This is a genomic window from Bifidobacterium sp. JNUCC 75, assembly GCF_054819865.1.
Genome location: NZ_JBTHIF010000001.1, coordinates 820,653 through 842,160 on the forward strand (window position 1 = coordinate 820,653; position 21,508 = coordinate 842,160).

The 21,508-nt window shown below is 58.5% G+C and carries 21 protein-coding genes and 1 tRNA gene; 3 read left to right on the forward strand and 19 right to left on the reverse strand.

The features are described from left to right. Position 1: 1 nt before the first annotated feature. The gene (locus ACVWNW_RS03480; RefSeq protein ID WP_461196316.1) at positions 2-1,081 is read right to left on the reverse strand and encodes a hypothetical protein; all 1,080 of its coding nucleotides are present in this window, start codon (positions 1,079-1,081) and stop codon (positions 2-4) included. 82 nt (positions 1,082-1,163) lie between these two features. Here ACVWNW_RS03480 and ACVWNW_RS03485 point away from each other — a divergent pair, with 82 nt between their 5' ends. After that, positions 1,164-2,099, forward strand: coding sequence for an FKBP-type peptidyl-prolyl cis-trans isomerase (locus ACVWNW_RS03485; RefSeq protein ID WP_454483066.1), 936 nt, complete (start codon positions 1,164-1,166; stop codon positions 2,097-2,099). Between the two features lie 91 nt (positions 2,100-2,190). On the opposite strand, the gene ACVWNW_RS03490 is transcribed toward ACVWNW_RS03485, so the two are convergent. From ACVWNW_RS03490 to ACVWNW_RS03560, 15 genes are all read right to left on the reverse strand, one after another. Next, positions 2,191-3,102 carry a cysteine ABC transporter substrate-binding protein gene (locus ACVWNW_RS03490; RefSeq protein WP_046323377.1) on the reverse strand — a complete coding sequence of 304 codons (912 nt, stop codon included), beginning with the start codon at positions 3,100-3,102 and terminating at the stop codon, positions 2,191-2,193. A gap of 86 nt (positions 3,103-3,188) precedes the next feature. Next, entirely contained in the window at positions 3,189-4,061 is an 873-nt protein-coding gene (locus ACVWNW_RS03495) for an amino acid ABC transporter ATP-binding protein (RefSeq protein WP_454483068.1), read from the reverse strand. After that, the gene (locus ACVWNW_RS03500; RefSeq protein WP_121912962.1) at positions 4,054-4,728 is read right to left on the reverse strand and encodes an amino acid ABC transporter permease; all 675 of its coding nucleotides are present in this window, start codon (positions 4,726-4,728) and stop codon (positions 4,054-4,056) included. The genes ACVWNW_RS03495 and ACVWNW_RS03500 overlap by 8 nt, the downstream gene beginning before the upstream one ends. Beyond that, positions 4,715-5,368, reverse strand: coding sequence for an amino acid ABC transporter permease (locus tag ACVWNW_RS03505; RefSeq protein WP_046323380.1), 654 nt, complete (start codon positions 5,366-5,368; stop codon positions 4,715-4,717). Before ACVWNW_RS03505 ends, ACVWNW_RS03500 begins: the two co-directional genes overlap by 14 nt. Before the next feature lie 494 nt (positions 5,369-5,862). Further along, positions 5,863-6,105: a glutaredoxin-like protein NrdH gene (nrdH, locus tag ACVWNW_RS03510; protein WP_046323381.1), complete on the reverse strand. Its 243-nt coding sequence runs from the start codon at positions 6,103-6,105 to the stop codon at positions 5,863-5,865. A 226-nt stretch (positions 6,106-6,331) separates the two neighbouring features. After that, complete coding sequence (nucS, locus tag ACVWNW_RS03515) at positions 6,332-7,135, reverse strand: endonuclease NucS (protein ID WP_121912961.1); 804 nt, start codon at positions 7,133-7,135, stop codon at positions 6,332-6,334. Between the two features lie 89 nt (positions 7,136-7,224). Continuing rightward, positions 7,225-7,521: a F0F1 ATP synthase subunit epsilon gene (locus ACVWNW_RS03520; RefSeq protein ID WP_454483071.1), complete on the reverse strand. Its 297-nt coding sequence runs from the start codon at positions 7,519-7,521 to the stop codon at positions 7,225-7,227. 2 nt (positions 7,522-7,523) lie between these two features. Then, a complete protein-coding gene (gene atpD / locus ACVWNW_RS03525) occupies positions 7,524-9,008 on the reverse strand; it encodes a F0F1 ATP synthase subunit beta (RefSeq protein WP_110425815.1) in 1,485 nt (494 codons plus the stop codon). 8 nt (positions 9,009-9,016) lie between these two features. Beyond that, positions 9,017-9,967: a F0F1 ATP synthase subunit gamma gene (locus tag ACVWNW_RS03530; RefSeq protein WP_110425816.1), complete on the reverse strand. Its 951-nt coding sequence runs from the start codon at positions 9,965-9,967 to the stop codon at positions 9,017-9,019. A 3-nt stretch (positions 9,968-9,970) separates the two neighbouring features. Further along, positions 9,971-11,629 (reverse strand): F0F1 ATP synthase subunit alpha, encoded by a 1,659-nt coding sequence (atpA, locus tag ACVWNW_RS03535; RefSeq protein ID WP_198208090.1) that lies wholly within the window; start codon positions 11,627-11,629, stop codon positions 9,971-9,973. 46 nt (positions 11,630-11,675) lie between these two features. Further along, positions 11,676-12,503 carry a F0F1 ATP synthase subunit delta gene (locus ACVWNW_RS03540; protein WP_454483073.1) on the reverse strand — a complete coding sequence of 276 codons (828 nt, stop codon included), beginning with the start codon at positions 12,501-12,503 and terminating at the stop codon, positions 11,676-11,678. A 51-nt stretch (positions 12,504-12,554) separates the two neighbouring features. Continuing rightward, a complete protein-coding gene (locus ACVWNW_RS03545) occupies positions 12,555-13,097 on the reverse strand; it encodes a F0F1 ATP synthase subunit B (RefSeq protein ID WP_313840819.1) in 543 nt (180 codons plus the stop codon). Between the two features lie 50 nt (positions 13,098-13,147). Beyond that, on the reverse strand, positions 13,148-13,375 hold the full coding sequence (atpE, locus tag ACVWNW_RS03550; protein ID WP_015022486.1) for an ATP synthase F0 subunit C: 228 nt from the start codon (positions 13,373-13,375) through the stop codon (positions 13,148-13,150). Positions 13,376-13,504: 129 nt separating this feature from the next. Further along, positions 13,505-14,320, reverse strand: a complete 816-nt coding sequence (gene atpB, locus ACVWNW_RS03555) for a F0F1 ATP synthase subunit A (protein ID WP_015022487.1) — start codon at positions 14,318-14,320, stop codon at positions 13,505-13,507. Between the two features lie 191 nt (positions 14,321-14,511). After that, a complete protein-coding gene (locus ACVWNW_RS03560) occupies positions 14,512-15,558 on the reverse strand; it encodes a homoserine O-succinyltransferase (RefSeq protein ID WP_110425820.1) in 1,047 nt (348 codons plus the stop codon). Positions 15,559-15,653: 95 nt separating this feature from the next. On the opposite strand from ACVWNW_RS03560, the gene ACVWNW_RS03565 reads away from it, so the two are divergent. After that, positions 15,654-15,730: transfer RNA gene (locus ACVWNW_RS03565), tRNA-Met, on the forward strand. A gap of 203 nt (positions 15,731-15,933) precedes the next feature. On the opposite strand, the gene ACVWNW_RS03570 is transcribed toward ACVWNW_RS03565, so the two are convergent. Together ACVWNW_RS03570 and ACVWNW_RS03575 are read right to left on the reverse strand one after the other, a co-directional pair. Continuing rightward, positions 15,934-17,460, reverse strand: a complete 1,527-nt coding sequence (locus tag ACVWNW_RS03570) for a DUF2130 domain-containing protein (protein WP_454483076.1) — start codon at positions 17,458-17,460, stop codon at positions 15,934-15,936. A 119-nt stretch (positions 17,461-17,579) separates the two neighbouring features. Beyond that, on the reverse strand, positions 17,580-17,978 hold the full coding sequence (locus ACVWNW_RS03575; protein ID WP_461196317.1) for a hypothetical protein: 399 nt from the start codon (positions 17,976-17,978) through the stop codon (positions 17,580-17,582). A gap of 628 nt (positions 17,979-18,606) precedes the next feature. On the opposite strand from ACVWNW_RS03575, the gene ACVWNW_RS03580 reads away from it, so the two are divergent. After that, entirely contained in the window at positions 18,607-19,614 is a 1,008-nt protein-coding gene (locus ACVWNW_RS03580) for an aldo/keto reductase (RefSeq protein WP_454483080.1), read from the forward strand. Positions 19,615-19,818: 204 nt separating this feature from the next. On the opposite strand, the gene ACVWNW_RS03585 is transcribed toward ACVWNW_RS03580, so the two are convergent. After that, entirely contained in the window at positions 19,819-21,444 is a 1,626-nt protein-coding gene (locus ACVWNW_RS03585) for a type 2 periplasmic-binding domain-containing protein (RefSeq protein WP_082097803.1), read from the reverse strand. Positions 21,445-21,508: the final 64 nt, after the last annotated feature.

Genomic DNA, 21,508 nt, shown 5'->3' on the forward strand with positions numbered 1-21,508 from the left:
CTCATTGGCGCTCCTCCTCCCCCTCGTGGGCAAGCCTGGCCAGGTAGGAGGCCATCTCCTGGCTGCTGATGACCCTGGTGGCCGACATATCATCGGCTCCTCGGTCGCCGCTGACGGTAGGGCCGTCGCCATCCTCCTGTTGGTCAGCGACCAGGTTCCGATTGCGCGGATCAATCACCACGGGTGGCCTGGGCGGGGGTCCTGGATCCCCCTGCCGCGCCTGTCCGCGAGCGTGACGCAGGCGTCGGCCTGAAACCGAGCTATGCCGATTTCCGAGACCAGGCAGAATGGCGCTGCCCAGGGCCTGAGCCACACTGACCTCGGGAGTCTCTTCAGCCTCTTGTTCAGGTTCGGTCTGCTTGCGGCGCTTGACCGGATCCATGGCGAAGACTGTTGCTGAAAGAACGGCCAGCAGGGCCAGCAGCCCGCCGGCAAAATAGAAGGGCATGGCGAAGTTGGGCAGCCTGTCCCGCTGCCAGAGCATTTCCAGACCCAGGGAATGGGAACCCTGAGGAACCGCCACCAGCAGGACGGCCTGCGGATCGTCGGTCTTCAGGGACATGGACACGTCGTTGTCGGAGCAGGTGACCTGTTTCCACATGTCCGAATCCTGAAAAGCCACGCCCTGATTACTTTTGACGGCCTTGCCGGGGCTGGTGTCCCTGCCGACGGACAGGGTGTGCCAATCATCCAAACCTCTCACACGTGCCACATCTTGCCCGGCCGTCCAACCAGCTGCATCCTTGGCCGTGGTCAGGGCCATACAGACGGTAGGCTTCTGTGAATTCGAATCTGCGGACGCGGCAGTTCCATTCGATGTTACATCCACTCGCATGGTCACTTTGCTGTCCACCAGGGGAAGCACGCCTGGATCGGTCACCACATAGGCTGCCTTCGTACGCGCATGCGCATCCACATGAGCCGAAGGCTTCCAGACCGTGGCGTTGAAAATACCCAGCACAATGGCCGTTACAGCCAGCAGTCCGAAGATGGGGGTGACGATGCCGCGCATGATCGTGCTATGACGCGATGGCTTTTCAGGCCGCGTCATCTCATCTTTTTCCTCGGATACTCGCTCCATATTATCGACATTCTACCGTCGGCTCCCTATGATCTGGTTCCAAGCACAGGGAAATCACCCATAAGCCCTAAACTGTTCTTCTATGACCATCATCGCAAGGAAATCAGGCAGCAAGCGTCTGCTGGGCGCCATGACGGCTCTGGCCCTATGTCTTGGGCTGTCAGCCTGCAGCGGGAAATCTGACGGGGACGCGCACGCGGGCGACACCATGCAGGGCGTATCAGCCAATGGCAAACTTGGCAGCAAGCCCGACATCAGTTTCAAGACCCCCTTCAAGGTCGAGAACCAGGCTCATCAGGTCATCCAGGAGGGCAACGGCGAGGTCATCCGCGACGGGGATCGTGTATGCACAAGGAGCCTGGCCCTGGATGCCAAGACCGGCAAGGTGCTCAACTCCACCTGGGACAAGAGCAGTCCGGAGTGCTCGATCGTCATCAGCAAGAAATCCATCCCGGCATACTACGACACCTTCAAGGGCCTCAAGGTCAACTCCACCGTGGCCGTGGGCATCGATGAGTCAGGCTCCGGCAGCAGCCAGGCGACCGACTCCTATATCATGGCCCTGACCTTCGTCTCCCGGTCCAAGAACCTGACCCGCGCCCAGGGACAGAAGGTGACCGATCTGCCCAGCGACCTGCCCAAGATCAGCCTGGACGACAAGGGCAAGCCCTCCCTGGATCTCAACGGATACAAGCCCGAGGCAGGATTGGTCGTCCAGCCCCTGATCAAGGGCAAGGGGGCCAAGGTCGGCCAGCATCAGAGCGTCAGCGCCAACTACACCGGCTGGCTGGCCTCCAACGGCAAGCAGTTCGACTCCTCCTGGGACCGGGGACAGCCCAGCGATTTCAGCCTGGACCAAGTGGTCAAGGGCTGGCAGCAGGGTCTGGCAGGCCAGACCGTGGGCTCTCAGGTTCTTCTGGTCATTCCGCCCGACCTGGGCTACGGCAGCCAGAAACAGCAAAGCATCCCGGCCAATTCAACCCTGATCTTTGTGGTTGACATCCTTGCCGCCTACTGATTCGGCAATCCATCGAGTCAGATGACAGGGCCCGCACCCATCCAGTCGCATTAGGATGGGTGCGGGCCCTGTCATAAGCCAAACGGCCAGGTCAGTCCTTGCCGCCCTCGACCACAATCTCGTCGGGGTTGGCCTCACTTCCATAGACCGGCTCCAGAGTCTTGCGGTAGTCCTCATGGAAGAACCGCTCCTGGCCCAGTTTGACCAGCTCTTTGTTGATGTAGTCCAGCAAAGGCTTGTTCCCCTTGCGCACGGCCGGGGCGATGACAGCCTCATCCCCAAGCTTGGTGATGCCCACCGAGAAGCCCTTGTTGGCCTTGGCCCAGGCCAGCACCTCGGTGTTGTCCGTACTCATGGCGTCGCCACGGTGGTCCAGCAGAGCGTTGTAGGCATCGGCGTACTGGTCGTACTTCTGCAGCTTGACTTCCGGGTAGTGCTGCTCGAAGTAGGGCTCAGCCGTGGTCCCCTTGGCGATGATCAGAGTCTTGCCGTTCAACTCCTTGACATCTTTAATCGGCGCCGAATCCGGGGAGACCACGCCCAGGAAGACCTTCATATAAGGCTTGGCGAAGTCCACCTTGCGAGCGCGATCATCGGTGACGGTGAAGTTGGCCAGAACCACGTCCACCTTGTTGCTGGACAGCACATCCACACGGGCGGCCGGGTCCACCGAGGTGTATTCGGGTTTGACGCCCAGATCCTTGGCCAGGCGCTCGGCCAGGACCACATCGTAGCCCTGGTTCTTGCCGTCCTTATCCACGTAGCCGAAGGGGGCCTTGTCAGTGAAGACCGCCACCTTGAGTTTTCCGGACTTGGTGATCTGCTCCGGGGTGCGTGCAGACCCGGATGCTGCCGAGGAGCCGGAGCTGCTTGCTGAGCCGCTTCCAGCGTCACTGGGGGCGGCCGCCGAAGGGCCGCAGGCCGCCATGGAAGCCATCATCGCGATCGTCGCCCCCGTGGCCAGCGTCGCCCGTATCAATCGGTTCACTACCCTTGCGGTCATGATCCCTCTTTTCCTCTTATCTTTCCAATGGCCGCCCCTGGAGGCGGTTCCGGCGAATACCACCGGACGAATATGCGAAGTCCTCATCAAGACTCCTGATCCTGGTCCTGATCCCGCCTGCGCTCATAGGTGAAGGTAGACAGGAAGCGTTGCGCCCGGTCACTGGCCGGGTGAGTGAAGAAGGCCTCCGGATCGTCGGACTGTTCAACCAGTGAGCCTCCATCCAGGAGGACGATGTGGTCGGCGATACCCCTGGCGAAAGCCATCTCGTGGGTGACGATCATCATGGTCAGCCCCTGGTCGGCCAGTTCCAGAATGACCTGGAGGACCTCGCGTACCATCTCCGGATCCAGAGCAGCCGTCACCTCATCGAAGAGCATGATCTCGGGATGGAGAATCAGCGCCCGGCAGATGGCCACCCTCTGCCGCTGGCCGCCCGAAAGCTGGCTGGGCCAGGCATCCCGGCGGTCGGCCAGACCTACCCGGTCCAGCAATTCCAGAGCCTCCTGACGTGCCTGGTCCCGCTTGCGCTTCTGGACCAAGACGGGCGCCAAGGTCACGTTATCCAGAACGGTCCTATTGGGAAAAAGATCGTAGCTCTGGAAGACCATGCCGATCCTGGTACGCAAGTCGGAGCTGCGACTGCCCGACATAAGGCCGCCAGGACCTCCGCTGCGCTTGCCCAGGGGGTGGCCGGTCTCCACCACCTGATCGTCCAGAATGATGCGGCCGCCCTGTATGGGCTCCAGTCCGGCTATGGTGCGCAACAGGGTGGACTTGCCTGAGCCTGAGGGGCCCAGGACAACAAAGACCTTCCCCTTGAGCACCTGGAATGAGATGTCATTGAGCACAGGGCTCTGCGCCTGCGGATACTGCTTGACCAGATGCTCCACGGTCAGCACCGCCCGTTCCTCCTGGTCATCCTGTGGCTGGTTCGCCGTCGTTTGCCCCTCAGTCATGGGCCCACCTCTTTTCCAGATGCCGGGCTGCCAGAGACAGGGGCCAGCAGATAAAGAAATACATGAAGAAGATCACCCCGTAAATCCACAAGGTCGCTTGAGGATAAGCGAATCGGTTGGCATCGATGATCTGCTGGCCGACCTTGATGACCTCAATGACGCCCAGCAGGGCAGCCAGAGAGGTGGTCTTGACGATCCTGGTGGCCAGGTTGACACTTGCCGGCAACAGTCGGCGCAGGGCCTGCGGAAGGATGATCCTAGAGAAGGTCTGCCAGGACCCCAGTCCCAGCACGTAGGCCGACTCCACCTGGGTACGGGGAATGGACTCCAGGGCCCCGCGGACCAGATCGCCCAGCTCGGCCCCGCCCCAAAGCACAAAGACCAGCAGGCAGGCACCGGTGGCGTCAAGATTCAGGTTCCATGCCCTGGACAGCCCATAGAAGGCGATGAAGAGCAGGGCCAGCTGGGGCATGATGCGGATGAAGTCCAGATAGACCCTCATCAGGAAGCGAATCAGGGGGTTGCGCAGGGTCATCAGCCATCCGACCACCAACCCCAAGGGCAGGGAGAGTAGAACCGAGACGCCGGCTATCCAAACGGTCACCCAGAGCCCCTGGAAGAGCCTGGGCATGACCCCTGGCTGGAAGAGCACCTCAACGCCGTGCATAGTCGAACCTCCGCTCAAGAATTGTTCCGATGACGGAGATAGGCAGCAGTATGACCAGATAGGTGACGATAAGCAGGGTCAACGACTCGTAGGTGTCGTATGAGGTACCCATCAGATCCTTGGTGACATACATGACATCGGCCAAAGCGATGGCCGAGACCACCGATGATTCCTTGATCAGGAAGATGATGTTGGCCACCACTCCCGGTATGGCGCTGCTCAAGGCCTGAGGCAGCACGATCCTGGACAGGGTCTGGCCTCGGGTGAATCCCAGAACGCGGGCTGACTCGATCTGCACTCGAGGCACCGCCTCCAGTCCCCCACGCATGGCTTCGGCCATATAGGAGCCGCCCAGGAAGGCCAGCCCGACTATGGCGCAGGTCTGGGCGCTCCAATTGACCCCGAGCTTGGGCAACCCGAAGTAGAGGAAGTAGAGCTGAACCAGGAGCGGGGTGTTTCTCGACAGTTCGATGTATATCCTGGCCACCTGCGAGAGCAGAGGGACCCTGAAGACCTCCAGCCCGGCGCAGACCAGCCCGATCAGCATGGAAAACACCACGCCAAAGAAGGAGATGAAGACCGTGACATAGGCTGCATTGACGAAGAAGTGCAGATTCTGCGCCATAAAAGTCCAATTCATGCCCTCACCTCCCTACTCGCTTGAGTCCTGTTCATCGTCTCCTCTTCACTGCTTTCCGCTCGCTTCCCGCCGACTGCGGCATATAGTCGCCAATCCTAGAGAAGACGAACCGTTTTCCTTTGCTTTTCGATATACGAATACCGGATACCGCGTTATCATCCGCTCTCACAGCAACCTGAACCGTGATTCGTATCCATGCCGCAGCCGAACGGCAGGAATGAGATGGCCTTAGCCCGCAAAGGCTGATCGACCGGTACACTCCACAGACGACAGATGATCGCTCTGCCATTGCAATACCTATCAACCGAACAGTGCCAAATCAAACAAGGCCAACTCATTAAGCACTTGCAGAACAATAATCAGCCAATTACTCGCCTACCCAACACCTACTAACCAAGTAGGCATACAAGGTGATTTTCACTGCCCCGACTGCTCGCCAAACTATCAAAAAAGCCCGGTCCACATATTCGTGAACCGGGCTCCGAGTGCTTTGATCAGGCAAAGACCTTGGCGCTCTGTGCTATCTTCCTGATCAGATCGGGGCGATACCCGCTCCACGTCTCCTGGTCAGTGACTACGATAGGGGTCTGCTTGAATCCCTGGGCGATGAACTGGTCAATCAAGGTCTGATCCTCGGTCAAATCCACCTGCTCGAACTCCAGCCCCTGCTTGGTCAGCTGACGCTTGGTGGCATCACACTGGGGACAGTGCGCCTTGGTGTAGACCGTGATGGACATAATCGCATCTCCCTTAAATGTAGCCGCGATATTCCGAGCTATATAGCCCTCTGCTCGGAACCTGTTGATTGCACTCTACACAATCCAAGGCGCGAGCACAATACCACCTGTAGTAGCGTGTCAGTCCGCAAACCCCAATATCTAGTAGCTTTTCTGCCCTTGCAGAGCCAGGCGGAATCTATGTGAGCTGCATGACATATTGACTATATGAAACGCAAAAACTGCCTCAGAAGAGGGTCAGTTCGTCGCTATCGGCGCCCTTCATGGCCTCGTAGTCCAGAATCAGGCATTCGAATCCCCTGTCCTCAGCAAGGACCCTGGCCTGGGGGGTAATGGTCTGGGCCGCGAAGATCCCGCGGACAGGGGCCAGCAGAGGGTCGCGGTTGAGCAGGCGGCAGTAGCGGGTCAGCTGCTCAACCCCGTCAATGCCGCCGTGCCGCTTGATCTCAATGGCCACATGCCGCCCCTGGCCGTCGACGGCCATGATGTCCACCGGGCCGATGGGCGTGGGATACTCCCGGCGCACCAGAGTGGCTCCTGGGCCGATGCGGTCGATCTGTTCGGCCAGATACCGCTGCAGATGCGCTTCCACGCCATCCTTGACCAATCCCGGATCCTCTCCCAGGTCGTAGCTGTCGTCGGCATATACCTGGTAGAGCCTGATGGTGAGCACATCGCTGGATTTGACAGCCGAAACGCGCAAAACCTTGCGTACATGCCGAGACTGGTCCTGATCCTGCTCCTGGGCAATCAGCGCATCGGGCGCGGCGGCTTCAGCTACCTCATCCGGACCGGTTCCAGCCACGGAACCAGACTTGACGCTCACGCCGTCCTGGCTTGCCTCTTCGGGTTCGATTTCCCTGATGGTACAGGGGGCGCACATCCAGTTCAGTGGCTTGTAGGAGCCCAGTTCCGAAAAGATCAGACAGCTCATGTCGGCCTTGATCAACAGGACGCGTCTGGCCGGCGGCAGGCTGGCATTGAGACGCCCGGAATATTCGGCGGAGCAGTCGGCAACAATGATTCGCACAGATGCCAATATATCAGTCGCTGCTCCGGGCGGAAAAGAAAAGCCCGGCCGATGCAAGTGCACCAGCCAGGCGGAAGAGAGAGAGAAAGTCAGGACTTTTGGCCCTGATCAGCGTCCTCCAGGTAATGGTCCACGGCCACAGTCAGCTTGTTGCTGTCGAAGGAGGCGAATCCGCTGTCCACATGGAAGGACAGACGACCGCCATCGGTGGCCTGAACCCGGATGTTGCCCTCCTGCAGCAGGGCCAGCACCGGCTCGTGGTCAGGCATGATGCCCATGGACCCCTGGGTGCCGGGCACGGTGACCGACCGCGCCTGGCCCGACCAGATGGGCCTGTCCGCCGAGACGATGTTGACCTGCATGGAGGCCTTGCCCGTGTCCGCCATGACTACCGGTATTCCTTCTGCATATCGTGCCACTTGTGTTCGAGGTCGTCGATGCCGCCGATGCCGGAGAATGCCTGCTCGGGCACGTCGTCGTAGGCGCCGTCACAGATCCGGGTGAAGGCCTCGATGGTCTCGTCCGCAGGCACGTAGGAACCCTTGCGGCCGGTGAACTTTTCGGCCACATAGAAGTTCTGGCCCAGGAACTGCTCGATCTTGCGGGCGCGGTTGACGGTGGTCTTGTCTTCCTCGCCCAGCTCGTCGATGCCGATCAGAGCGATGATGTCCTGAAGCTCCTTGTTCCTCTGCAGAATGGCCTTGACCCGGTTGGCGCAGTCGTAGTGGGCCTGTCCCACATAGCGCGGGTCCAGAATCCTGGAGGTGGATGCCAGCGGGTCCACAGCCGGGTAGATGCCCTGGGAGGCGATGTCACGGCTGAGCTCGGTGGTGGCGTCCAAGTGGGCGAAAGTGGTGGCCGGGGCCGGGTCGGTGTAATCATCGGCCGGCACGTAGATGGCCTGCAGGGAGGTGATCGAATGACCACGAGTGGAGGTAATCCTCTCCTGCAGGGCACCCATCTCGTCGGCCAGATTGGGCTGGTAGCCCACGGCCGAAGGCATGCGGCCCAGCAGGGTGGAGACCTCGGAGCCGGCCTGGGTGAACCGGAAGATGTTGTCGATGAAGAGCAGCACATCCTGATTCTCCACGTCGCGGAAGTACTCCGACATGGTCAGGGCGGTCAGAGGCACGCGCAGACGGGTCCCCGGAGGCTCATCCATCTGTCCGAAGACCAGTGCGGTCTTCTCCAGCACGCCGGCATCGTCCATTTCGCCGATCAGATCGTTGCCCTCACGGGTACGCTCGCCGACGCCTGCGAAGACGGAGACACCGCCGTGGTTCTGCGCCACTCGCTGAATCATCTCCTGGATGAGCACGGTCTTGCCCACGCCTGCGCCGCCGAACAGGCCGATCTTGCCACCCTCCACGTAGGGAGTCAGCAGGTCGATGACCTTGATGCCGGTTTCGAACATCTGGGTCTTGGACTCCAGCTGATCGAAGGCAGGTGGATTGCGATGGATTGGCCACCGCTCGGTGACCTTGATCTGCTCACCCTCCTTCTTGTTGAGGATATTGCCCGCCACATCGAAGACGTGCCCTTTGGTCACGTCACCCACGGGCACCGTGATGGGCCCGCCCGTGTCGGTGACGGTGGCGCCGCGGACCAGGCCGTCGGTGGGCTTCAAGGCCACGGTGCGAACCGTGGAATCGCCCAAGTGCTGCTCCACCTCCAGCATGATGGTGGTCAGTGACTCGCCCTCGGTGTCCGAAGACTTGCTCAGATTCACGGTCAGGGCATTGTAGATGTCCGGCAGATGACCTGCCGGGAACTCCACATCGATGACCGAACCCTGGACTCGGGTGACGCGCCCCTTGGAGGCCGAATCCGGCTTGTGGCTCGCTGTGGTCGGCTGTTCTTGCTGTGCAACCATTGGCGTTCCTACTCTTCCTCTTTGTTGAGCGCATCGGCGCTGCCGACGATCTCGGTAAGTTCCTGCGTGATGGCCGCCTGACGGGTGGCATTGAGCTTGCGGGTCAGGTCGTCGATCAGCCCCTTGGCATTATCAGTGGCGGTGTGCATGGCGTTCTGTCTGCTGGCGGTCTCCGAGGCGGCCGAGGTGAGCAGGCATTCATGGATGCGCGACTGAATGTACTTGGGCAGAACGGCATCCAGGACCTCCTGGGCGCTGGGCTCGAAGTCGTAGAGGGCCGCATAGCGGTCGCCCTGATGCCCATGCTCGTCGTCCGGCACCGGGGCATCAATGGCCTCCTCAGGCTGCTCCTGGTCAGGCCTGATCAGCTCCAAGGGCAACATGCGCAGCACCCGAACCTCCTGCACCACCATGTTGATGAATTCAGTGAAGACGATGTAGAGCTCGGAGACGCCGCCCTTGGCCGCTGGAGTCATATAGGTTTCCAGCAGTGCCTGGGAGATCTCCCTGGCCACATCCACACCGGGCCGATCGCTGTTGCCCTCCCAGGTCTTGGCGATGCTGCGGTTGCGGTAGCGGTAGTAAGAGACGCCGCGACGACCATAGACGAAGAGCTGGGGCTGTCGACCCTGCTGGTCCAGTCGAGCCAGCAGAGATTCCGTCTCTCGGATGACCGAGGAGGTATAGGCCCCGGCCATGCCGCGATCGGCCGTCAGAGCCAGCACAGCCACGCGCGGGTTCTTCTCGTCCTTCCTGACAATGGGATGGCGGATGTCGTCCGTGTGGGCCACCAGGGCCTGGACTGCATCGAAGATCGCATCGGAGTAAGGCTTCGCTTCCATGGCCACGGTCCTGGCCTTGGCGATATGCGAGGAGGCTATCATCTCCTGGGCATTGAAGATCTTCTCCAATGCCGAAGTGGAGGCGATCCTTGACTTGAATGCGAGTTGTGAGGCCATGGTCTACCGCTTCCCGGCCTTGCTGCCGCTCTTGCCGTCGGCCACCAGCTTCTCCTGCTGGACGGCCACCGGCTGCTCCTGATCCTGATCGGCCTTGTGGCCGTCCAGGGTCTGGCCCTTGTGGGTCACGAAGGTCTTGGCGAACTCGTCCACGGCCTTGTCCAGGGCCTTTTCGGTATCGTCGGTGAAGTCCTCCGTATCGCGGATGGTCTTGAGGATGTCGGTGTTGTGGTCCAGGTAGTCCAGGAGCCCGGACTCGAAGGGCAACACGTCCTCCAGGTCCAAATCATCCAGCTTGCCATGGGTCCCCACCCAGACCGAGACGACCTGCTTCTCCATGGAGTAGGGCGTGAACTGAGGCTGCTTGAGCAGCTCGGTCAGCCTGGCGCCGCGGGTCAGCTGGGCCTTGGAGGCCGCGTCCAGATCCGAGGCGAACATGGCGAAGGACTGCAGAGAGCGGTACTGGGCCAGGGAGATCTTCAGTGTCGAGGAGACCTTCTTCAGAGCCTTGGTCTGTGCGGCACCGCCCACGCGGGAGACCGAGATGCCCACGTCCACGGCGGGACGCTGGTTGGCGTTGAACAGATCGGACTGCAGGAAGATCTGGCCGTCGGTGATGGAGATCACGTTGGTCGGAATGTAGGCCGAAACATCGTTGGCCTTGGTCTCGATGATGGGCAGACCGGTCATGGATCCGCCGCCCAGGTCATCGGAGAGCTTGGCGCAGCGCTCCAGCAGACGCGAATGCAGGTAGAAGACATCACCAGGGTAAGCCTCACGCCCCGGCGGACGACGCAGCAGCAGGGAGATGGACCGATAGGCCTCGGCCTGCTTGCTCAGATCGTCAAAGACGATCAGGACGTGCTTACCGTTGTACATCCAGTGCTGGCCGATGGCCGAACCGGTGTAGGGGGCTATGTACTTGAAGCCTGCAGAGTCGGAAGCCGGGGAGGCCACGATGGTGGTGTACTCCATGGCGCCGGCCTCTTCCAGAGAGGAACGGACCGCTGCAATGGTGGTGCCCTTCTGGCCGATGGCCACATAGATGCACCGCACCTGCTTCTTGGGGTCTCCGGACTCCCAGTTGCGCTTCTGGTTGATGATGGTGTCGATGGCGATGGCCGTCTTGCCGGTCTGCCGGTCGCCGATAATCAGCTGACGCTGACCGCGGCCGATTGGAGTCATGGCGTCGATGGCCTTGATACCGGTGGCCAGAGGCTCGTCGACGGGATGCCGGTGCATGACGTCGGGGGCTTGAGCCTCCAGGATTCTGCGGCCCTCGCTTTTGATTTCGCCCAGGCCGTCGATGGGCTCGCCCAGAGGGTTGACCGTACGCCCCAGATAGCCGTCACCGACGGGTACTGAAAGCACCTCACCGGTCCTGTGGACTTCCTGACCCTCTTCGACACCTGCGAAGTCGCCCAGGATGACCACGCCGATCTCTCGGGCGTCCAGGTTGAAGGCCAGACCCAGCGTGCCGTCCTCGAAGGTCAGCAGCTCGTTGGCCATGCAACCAGGCAGTCCCTCCACGTGCGCAATGCCGTCACCGGCCGTACGGACGTAGCCCACCTCCTGGGTGGGGGTGTCCGTCGGCTTGTAGGACTCGACGAACTGGTCGAGCGCCTTGCGCACCACGGCGGGATCAATGGTCATTTCTGCCATGATCACTCCTTATTTCTGTTCTTGTTCAAGTCTGTCGGTTCCCCGCTCATCCTGCCACGGCCATCCGCCGCCGCAGGTGCTTCAGCTGGGTGGCCACCGTGCCGTCGGTGGAGACCGAGCCGTACTGGACCTTCATGCCGCCTAGGACCGAGGGATCGACCACCGAGTTGATGTGGACCGGCTTGCCCAGCTTGCGCCCGTAGACCTTTTGCAGGCGACTGACCTGTTCGTCCTTCATGGAAACCGCCGTGGTGACGGTGACCATGACCTGGTCCATGTGCTCGGAGAAGCGATCCACCAACCAAACGATGGTGTCAGGGAAGCGTCGTCCGCGCAGATCAACGGTGGCGTTCAGGGCCATTTGCTCGGTGACCGGATGCATATGCTGCCCAGCCAGGAGCGCCCTGAGCAGGTCGGCTCGAGCTCTGGAATCGCTGTACTCATCCGAGAGCCGGAAGAGCACAAGAGGCATACCCAGCAGGGCCGAATGAATCTCAGCCAGCTCGCCGGCCACTTGGTTGGTGATGCCCAAGGCATCGGCGTAATAAGCGGTGGCATCCACTGACATGTCCTCGGCCGCGTTGGCGATGTGCACCACACGGCTCCACTGATGATCAGTCAGATCATGGAGGATATCCACGGTCAGCGGATCGGCCTTGTCAGCCAGGATGGTGTCGATCACCTGCCACTTGTCCTCAGCTGGACGGGAGGGGTCGGTCAGCGCACGCTCCAGGGGCCTGTTGGCATCAAGCAGGGCCACGAAGGTATAGAGCTCCATGGCCACGCGGAGGTCATCCTTTCCCTTGCTCTTCAGCAAAGGGGCGTACTTGGCCCTGGTCTCCTTGTCGGAGCTCAGCGAAGTCTCTCCTCGCATGTCACCTCCCCTTTCGCGGAATCGACGTACCCATCGTCCGCCAATCAGTCATCATGCCTGCCGCTTGTCCGAGGACTGGCCGCCCTGGTCCGCAATGATCGAGTCGATCATGGAGGACTGCACGGCATCATCCTGAAGCTGCGAGCCCAGAATTTTACCGGCAAGAGCCGTAGCCAGTGTGCCCACCTCGCCCTTGAGCGAGACCAGCGCCTGCTGCTGCTGGGACTTGAGTGATCGCTGGGCGTTCTCGGTGATCTGGTTGGCCTCGGTCTCTGCCCGGGTCCTGGCATCCGCCACGATCCTGGAGGCCTCAGCTCGGGCGTCATCCCGGATCTGGGAAGCTTCCACACGAGCCTTGCTCAGCTGATCCTGATACTGCTTGCGGGCCTGATCCGCCTCTTCACGAGCCTTGGCGGCCTTCTGGATGTTGCCCTCGATCTTGGACGAGCGCTCATCGAAGATGGCCTGGAACTTGGGCATGAAGAACTTGTAGAAGAAGACGGCCAGGATGACCAAGATGACCAGCGACCACACAATGTCATAAACCTGGGGGATGAATAACTGGATCCCCTTGCCTGCCGCTAAAGCGTACATTGGCTCCTCCTTTCCCTTATCGAAGCCGGATCATGCAGGAATCGCACAGTTCACGCGATGAAGAGCGCCACGAAGCCCAGCAGGGCCAGCACCTCGATCAGAGCCAGACCGATGAACATGGTGGTACGCAGCTGCCCGCTGATCTCAGGCTGTCGAGCCATGCTCTCGACGGTCTTGCCGACGGCGATGCCCAGACCCAGTGCGGGGCCGAGAGCTGCAATGCCGTATCCCAGGATGCTCAGATTGCCGGAGACCTCAGCAAGTGTGATGATGTCCATTTATTTTCCTTTCCTCCACCGTTGCCGGTTCTTGGATTGTGGTTCGGCCCCGACCCCGTCTACTGGTCGGAACCGATAAATATGTGGGCTGCGACCGCCTGAAGCGCCGACCGCGGCTTTTCTTTTCGCTCAACCTTCCTCAGGGTAACTCATGGAGATGTAGACCGTGGTCAGGATGGCGAAGATATAGGCCTGAAGGGCCGCTACAAAGATTTCAAAGGCCGTCAGGGCGAAGCCAAGAACGAACCAGCCCACGCCAGCCAGGGCCAAGAGCTTGTTGCTGGCCTCTATGATGTAGAACTGGGTGAAGGCCAGGCTGACCGCCACCAGCAGATGGCCGGCGATCATGTTGGCAAAGAGTCGAATGGTCAGGGAGGCCGGCTTGACGATGACCATCTCCAGCAGCTGGATGGGCGTCAGAATGATATAGAGAGGCCAGGGCACTCCAGCCGGGAAGAGTTCCGACTTGAAATAGCCCCAGACGCCCTGCTCCCGGAATCCCGTCACCATGTACTGGCAGAAAGTCCAGATGGCGAATACCAAAGGCATGGTGATGGTCGCTGTTGCCGCGATGTTCATGCCTGGCACGATGCCGCAGAGGTTGAAGACCAGGATAGTCAGGAAGATGGTCGTAATCATGGGCACGTAGCGCTTGCCCCGAATCTCGCCCAGGGTGTCGTAGACGACCGAGTCGCGGATGAATTCAATGACCCATTCAATAGCCCCCTGCCAGCGGGAGGGGATCAGCTTGGCCCTGGCGGCAGTGATTCCCAGCACCAGAAGGATAATGACCATGGCCACGAACCTGATCAGGATGATCCTGTTCATGGCGAAGGGCGTTCCCTGGAAGAGAATCTCAGGAGGCAGGAAATCTTCGATGGTGGGTAGCTCGCTCGGCTTGGCCATGGCCAGACTGAAAGCTTCACTTCCCATTGCCTCTAGCATCTATCGCCTCCTGAACGACACAGTGAACACTATAGCGCGTATGTGACTCATAGCTGCACCGTATGGGTAGTGTAGCCCACACCAAGAGCCACGGTAACCATGGATTCATCCAGTGTGTCACAGATAGTGGCCACAGGTTGAATGCGCCCCGCGGTGTGGACAGTTTGATGACTAATTTAATTTAAACGTCATCAACTATTAACAACGCCAGGAATAAGCCCGTACCCGTCACCGGTCAAGGGACGATATCCGTCGGCGCGTGGGCTTCCAGGAGCGTGTCTGATGGATCGGTCGGTGCCTAGTTGGCCCGCTGCTCGCAGAGTCGGCACCTGGTTCAGGTCATAAGGGGTGGTCTCGTAGACCCAGTTCAGCCAATTGCGCCAGAGCAGGTTGGCATGGGCCCGCCAGGAGAAGACCGGCTCCAGTGCGGGATCGTCATGTGGGTAGTAGTTGACCGGGAAAGGCACCTGGTCCAGGCCCTTGGCCATGTCACGCTGGTACTCGTGAGCGAGAGTGTCACGGTCATACTCCCAGTGGCCCAGCACGAAGATTTCTGAGAAATCCTGGGTGCTGATAAGCCCTGGACCTGACTGAGGACCCCAGGTCAGCACCTGCAGATCCGGGCAGGCCCGCACCTGGTCCTCGTCCACCCCGGCCCAGCGGGAGTGGGGCTGCAGGGCAATCTCGTCGAAGCCATTGGTGATGAAGCAGTACTCGTCTTGCAAATACTGTGGGAAGACCCCGAAGACCTTGCGGTCCAGGTTGCGCTTGGCGATGCCATGACGGTAGTAGAGCCCGGCCATGGCCCCCCAGCACAAGTACATGGTTGAGAAAACATGGGTAGACGACCAGTCCAGAATGCGGGTCAGCTCCTCCCAGTAGTCGACCTGCTCGAAATCCATCTGCTCCACCGGGGCGCCCGTCACGACAAGACCGTCATAGCAGTTGTCTTTGAAGGAATCCAGATTCTCGTAGAACTTGACCAGGTGATCCATGCTGGTGTGCACGGCCTGATGGGTGGAGGTCTTCATGAAGTCAATCTCCACCTGAAGCGGCGACTTGGAAATCAGCCGCAGCAGCTGGGTTTCGGTCTCCACCTTGGTAGGCATCAGATTGAGGATGACCAGCCTGAGCGGACGCATCTCCTGGCGCTCCGCCTCGTGGCTCTCCAGGGCGAAGATACGCTCCGAATCGAGGATGGATCTGGCCGGCAATCCGGTGGGGATGGTGATAGGCATGACTCCATTATGGCCCAGCGTAGGCCTTCCCACACACGGACTTGACAAGCGCGCTGGAATCCGTAACATAGATAACTGCTGTGTTGAACAGCCGACGCGGGGTGGAGCAGTTCGGTAGCTCGCTGGGCTCATAACCCAGAGGTCTCAGGTTCAAATCCTGACCCCGCTACCAATAAGGCTCGGAACCGTTTGGATTCCGAGCCTTTATTTCTCTATATCGTTTTTCTGTCTCAGCGTATTTGCGGCCGTTCGGAACACTGGCCAGTATGGTGCAGTCAAATATGGACGGATATGGACGGGCGATGGACGGCCCAACCACAAACCAGAGATAGCCGTTTAGGCCCATCACCTCACATGACTGCACTGTTCATAGTCTCAGGCTTCTATCGCCTTCGACTTATTTAGTTCGTCGAATTTGGCTTTCATCGTCTCATTGTTTCTGGTCAGTCTTCGTATGGTCACATCCTGTGCCTTATTGTTGGCCAGACGAAGCTGGTTCTCAGAGCCCAGTAGGGCATCCTTTATCTTGTTCAGGTGGTTGATGGATTTGTCGATCTCCTCTACTGCATTCTTAAACTTTTTTGAGGCGATATCGTAGTTGCGTCCAAAAGCACTCTTGAAGGAGTCCAGCTCTTCCTCGAAATGCGTTATATCGATGTTCTGTGCCTTCACCTCTTCAAGTTCATTCTTGTATTGCAGAGAGTTCTTGGCGGCATCACGAAGCAGGGTGATTATAGGAATGAAGAACTGCGGACGGACGACATACATTTTCGGGTAGCGATAGGAGACATCCACAATGCCCGTGTTGTACAGGTCGCTGTCAGGCTCCAGCAGGGAGACCATAATGGCGTATTCGCAATGCTTCTCCTGCCTGTCCTTGTCGAGCTCCTTGAAAAAGTCCTCGTTCTTGTGCTTGGTGGAGGTAGTGTCCGTCTCATTCTTCATCTCGAACATGATGGACACGATCTCCGTGCCGAAATCGTCCTTGTCACGGAAGATGAAGTCGCCCTTGCTGCCCGTCCTGGCATCATTGTCCTTCTCGAAATAGGCATTGGGGAAGGCCGTGGAGCGCAGCTTGTTGAACTCGATCTGGCAATGCTGCTCAAGCGTCTCCCCCACCATCTTGGTGGACAGCTTCGCCTTCAGATCACGTAGCCGCTCAATCTGATCGTCACGATCCTGAATCTGAACCTCATAGCGCTCCTTGAGGGACTTGGCCTCGATCTTGCTCTGCAGCTCTGCCTTGTCCAGACTGCTCTTCAGCTCCGCTATCTCGGAATCCTTGTCTGAGACAACCGCCTGCAGCTGCGACTTCAGCTGCTCCTTGGAGAGCTTCTCCTCCGATTCCTTCTGAAGCTGCAGCCTCTCAAGCCTGCCCTTGAAATCATCACACTCCTTCTCCACCGGACTCAGCGCTTGGGCAAGCTCCTGCCTCTTCTGCAACTCAAAAGCATCCAGTTGATTCTGCAATTTGACGATCTCGGCATCTTTGTCTGCAGCCGCCTTCTGCAGCTCGCTCTTGGAATTGGCCTCGGCCAGATCGAGCGCCTGCTGCTTCTCAGACTCGGCCTTGTCCAGCTTGGCGCTCAGATCGTCTTTCTCTTTCTCGACCTTCCTCAAGGCTTCTGAAACAGCCAATTCCTTTGCAGCCTGCTCGGATTCCAGCTTTGCCTGCAGCTCCTGTATCTGGGCGTCCTTGGCACTTTTGGTCTTCTGCAGCGTCTGCTCGGCCTGTGCCTGGTCCAGTTCGCGGATCTTGCTATACTCGCGTTCAGCCTGCTCAAGCCGTTCATGAAGCTGCCTGTCAAAATCCTTGTCACGAACCTGCTTCAGGATATCGGCATATCCGGCCTCGTCAATAGTGAATGCGGTTCCGCATTTGGGACAAACAATCTCAGGCATATGCAACTTTCTCTTTCCAAACCTGTGTTAAAAACTACCTTTGCTCTAAGCAGTCTGCATTGAAAACTGAATACTTATGGCACTTAATAAAAAAGTATATTTGATCTACGTCGATATCATTACAAGGATTCGATAATCATGGACCAGGTAATAATCTTGCGGATCGCGCCACAAGCCCTGCGATAGTCTCCCGCCTGCCTTGCAGCCTCGAAAGCTGCTGCTACAACCGGCTCTTCAATGCCAACCGCCTCGGCAATCCACAACAACGACGCAGCGTTCTCCAATTTGTTGAAGCAACTTTTGGCGCTGTTATTCGGCTTCTGCCGGGAATAGGCGCCTGATCCATGGGTCGCATTGTCTGCAAACCAGTGCACCATATGCTGTTTTTCTGTTCTTGCATACGTATCCGGCGAATTGTTTACCTCGCTAAGGTACCTATCGGAATAAGGATAATGCGAGCGTTTGAAACGCAACAAATGCGAAAAAGCAACGCAGCTCATATCAGTTCTTCTTGCCACGTGAGCCCTCTTCGTTAAAGGTTAGCTTCAACTGTTACATCAATTATATCAACGGAGAATAATGACATATCCAGTTGGCGACTAGCCTGCCCGCATTGCTCGGATCACACCTATTCCAAAGAACAAAGTACGTATATGACCCACGTGCATAAATAAACATCAATCACGACCTGTCGAGACGGTTATATTCGCTATTCAATTTCACCGTTAACAAGACTCGAGACTGAAAGGTTGAGGACTTGCTGACCCCAAAACCACCCTCAGAAAATAAAGCAACCTGTATCGACGCATTCTGGGGCACTGAACAGAGCAAAAGGACGGAAGCGCAGAGGATCCCAAGGCAGTGTCCACTCGACTTCGCTCGCCCAAAAGGTCATTACACACATTCAACTGGGCAAGTATCAAGCCCAAAGCCCAACCCTTGCCATCAATAATGACTGCATTCACTCACATTCAAGCTCTTTACCTTCTTATACTGCTTGTTACGGTTCATAACAGGTCATCGATAAAAGGCTCAGACGACCTTTTCTCTGTCTTTGCTCACTGCCCAAACCAAAGAAGTAGACTTCCACCGACTCGAACTTGCTAGCATGATTGCATCTGCACCAAGGAAGGACAAGGGGCTTAAATGCAGTACACACAACTAGGCGAAACGGGCATCAACATATCGAAGATCTGCGTGGGGTGTATGAGCTTCGGCAAACCAGGCACCATGCACGACTGGACACTGAACGAGGAGGGGACTGACGCGGTCGTTGCGCACGCACTCGATCTGGGCATCACCTTCTTCGATACGGCCAACGGCTACTCCGCTGGAACCAGTGAGGAATACTTGGGAAAGGCGCTTAGAAAGCATACAAGCCGCGAGCGGGTGGTCATTGCATCCAAGGTCTATTTCAATGAGGGGCGCCTTTCGTCCAAGGCCATCCATCGGGAGATCGAGGGGACGCTCAAGCGGCTGGGCACCGACTACCTGGACCTCTATATCATCCACAGGTTCGACTATGAAACACCCATCGAGGAGACCATGGAAGCACTGAACGATCTGGTTCAGGCCGGCAAGGTGCGGGCGCTGGGCGCCTCAGCCATGTATGCCAGCCAATTTCAGGACATGCAGAAAGTCGCCCAAGACAACGGTTGGACCCCGTTCAGCGCCATGGAGAACCATTACAACCTGCTCTACCGGGAGGACGAGAAGGACCTGATACCCTTCTGCAAAAAGACGGGTGTCTCGCTCATGCCCTACAGCCCTCTGGCCGCCGGCCATCTGACACGTCCCACCTGGACAGCCGACACTCTGCGCAGCGCCACCGACAAGGTCTCGCGTGGCAAGTACGACCGGGCCGAAGACAACGACCTTACCATTATTGGCCGCGTGCAAAGGGTGGCAGAGCGACACAACGTTCCTATGGCCCGGGTAGCCATTGCCTGGCAGTGGGCCAAAGGCGTCGCTTCACCAATCATCGGCGCCACGAAGGCCCGGCATCTTGACGACGCTGCGGCTGCGCTGGATTTGGAGCTCACGCCTGAAGAAATCGCCTCCATGGAGGAGCCCTACCTGCCGCACGAGACCGTGGGAGCCATCGACAGCAATCCGCCCCAGGGAGTGGTGCTGCTGGACGCTGAGGAGAATTGACACCGTCACCCTTCGCGTCAGAACTTCTGCGGCATATGCTTGGAAGCCGATATCCCCAGCTATACGAAGATTCAGCCGTAACGCAGAACTGGCGGCAGTGGGGCCAAACATAAGGCGGGCGGTCCACTAAAGGATCGCCCGCCTCGACCGTTGGACGCTTTTCAGGCAAGTACGAACAGCCCAATCATTCACTTGCCCAGATGTTTACTTTGCGTAGTACTCGTCATAGGCCTTCTGCTCCAGCTTGATGTTCTGGTCCAGATTGGCCTTCTTGAGGGTGTCCAGGTACTGATCCCATTCGGCATCCACTCCCCCCTTGGTGGTCCATTGCGCAAACTTGGTCATGGCCGTATTGAGTATGGTCGTGTTGTTGTTCTGCAAGGTGCTGTTGTCAGCCGAAGAGAATTTGAGTCCGCCGGGTAGGATGTCACGCTTGGGATCGACATGGCTGAGGATGGGTTCCAAGGTCTTGACCTGGCTATGGGCCTCCTGCACATCCGCCGGCAGCTCGATCTTCAGGTCCGGGCGAATCCAGTATGGCGAACCATCGGCCAGGGTCTGCGACCACTTCCATGTCGAGGGATCCTTGGTGGAGTCTGCAGGCGGCAGAATCTTATAGGACTTCTCACCGGTCTTCTGGATATCCTTGCCCATGTCGCCCCAGAACTGCTGAAGAGACACTTCCTGGCCGTAGAGGGCGTTGACCACCTTGAGCACAGCATCCTTGTTCGAAGGCTTGGCTGACATGGCCAAGGCTGATTCATTGTAATCGTACTTGTCTCCTACGTGGTCGTAGACCAGCTCGTCAGGATTCTGATCAGGCTTGGCCTTGAGCGTCGACATGGTCACGTACTGCTTGGCCAGCTGAGCGCCGAACCGATCAGTAGCAGTCCAGCCCCAGGTGAACCCTACCTTGGCGTTGTCGCCCTGGCCGCGGGCGGTGGATTGCGCCGTGGAGTAATCGTGGGTGAAGGCATCCTTGGCGATGACCCCGTCCTGCCAGAGCCTGTTCATAAACTGCACGACCTGCTTGTACCTGGGATCAGTGAAGAAGGACTTGACCTGACCCTTGTCCACGTAATACCCTTGGGCGCTTCCCAATGATGTTACGATTCCCAGGCTATTAAGGAAGAGTACGGGCTCGTTCTTGCCGAATCCGGCCGGGGAGGGCGAGTAGAAGTCGAAAGGCACCTCGTCAGCCTCGCCATTTCCGTTGGGATCCTGGGTCTTGAAGGCCTTGAGCACATTCTCCAGCTCGTCCCAGGTGGTCGGCACCTGCAATCCCAGCTTGTCCAGCCACTGCTTGTTGATGAATGTGTGGCTGGCATCGGCCGGCATGATCCCCTTGGCCACTGAGGGCAGGATGTATATGGATCCGTCCTTCATGGTGACCGATCGCTTGGCGGCATGATCAGTGGTGAACATCTTCTTGACGTTGGGCATCTTGTCCAAGTCCTTGCTCAGATCCTCGAACAGGGTGCTGTAAGTGGCCAAATCGGCCAGAGTAACACCCTTGAGGATCAGATCCGGCACGTCCCCGGCTGCGAACATGGCCTGTTTCTTCTGATCCCAGTCGGAGCTCGCCTCCTGCCACTGGATCTCGCAGCCGCACTCCTTCTCAACCTGCTTGGGCCAGGCCATCTTGGACATCTTCTGCGTCAAGGGGTGCTTAGCCACGGCTATGGTGACGACGGGCTTGCCAGCAGCATTGGTTTTGGGCTTGCTGGATGAGCCGCCACACCCCGCCAGCAGCATGGACAGGGCGACTATACCCGTGCCCACGGCAGCCAAATGGGTGCGAATGCCCCTTGGTTCATGGTTTTTCATCATGTTTCCTTTCTCTCGACTGATGATTGGTTTGATCACGGCTATGCATTGCTGCAACGATGAAGCA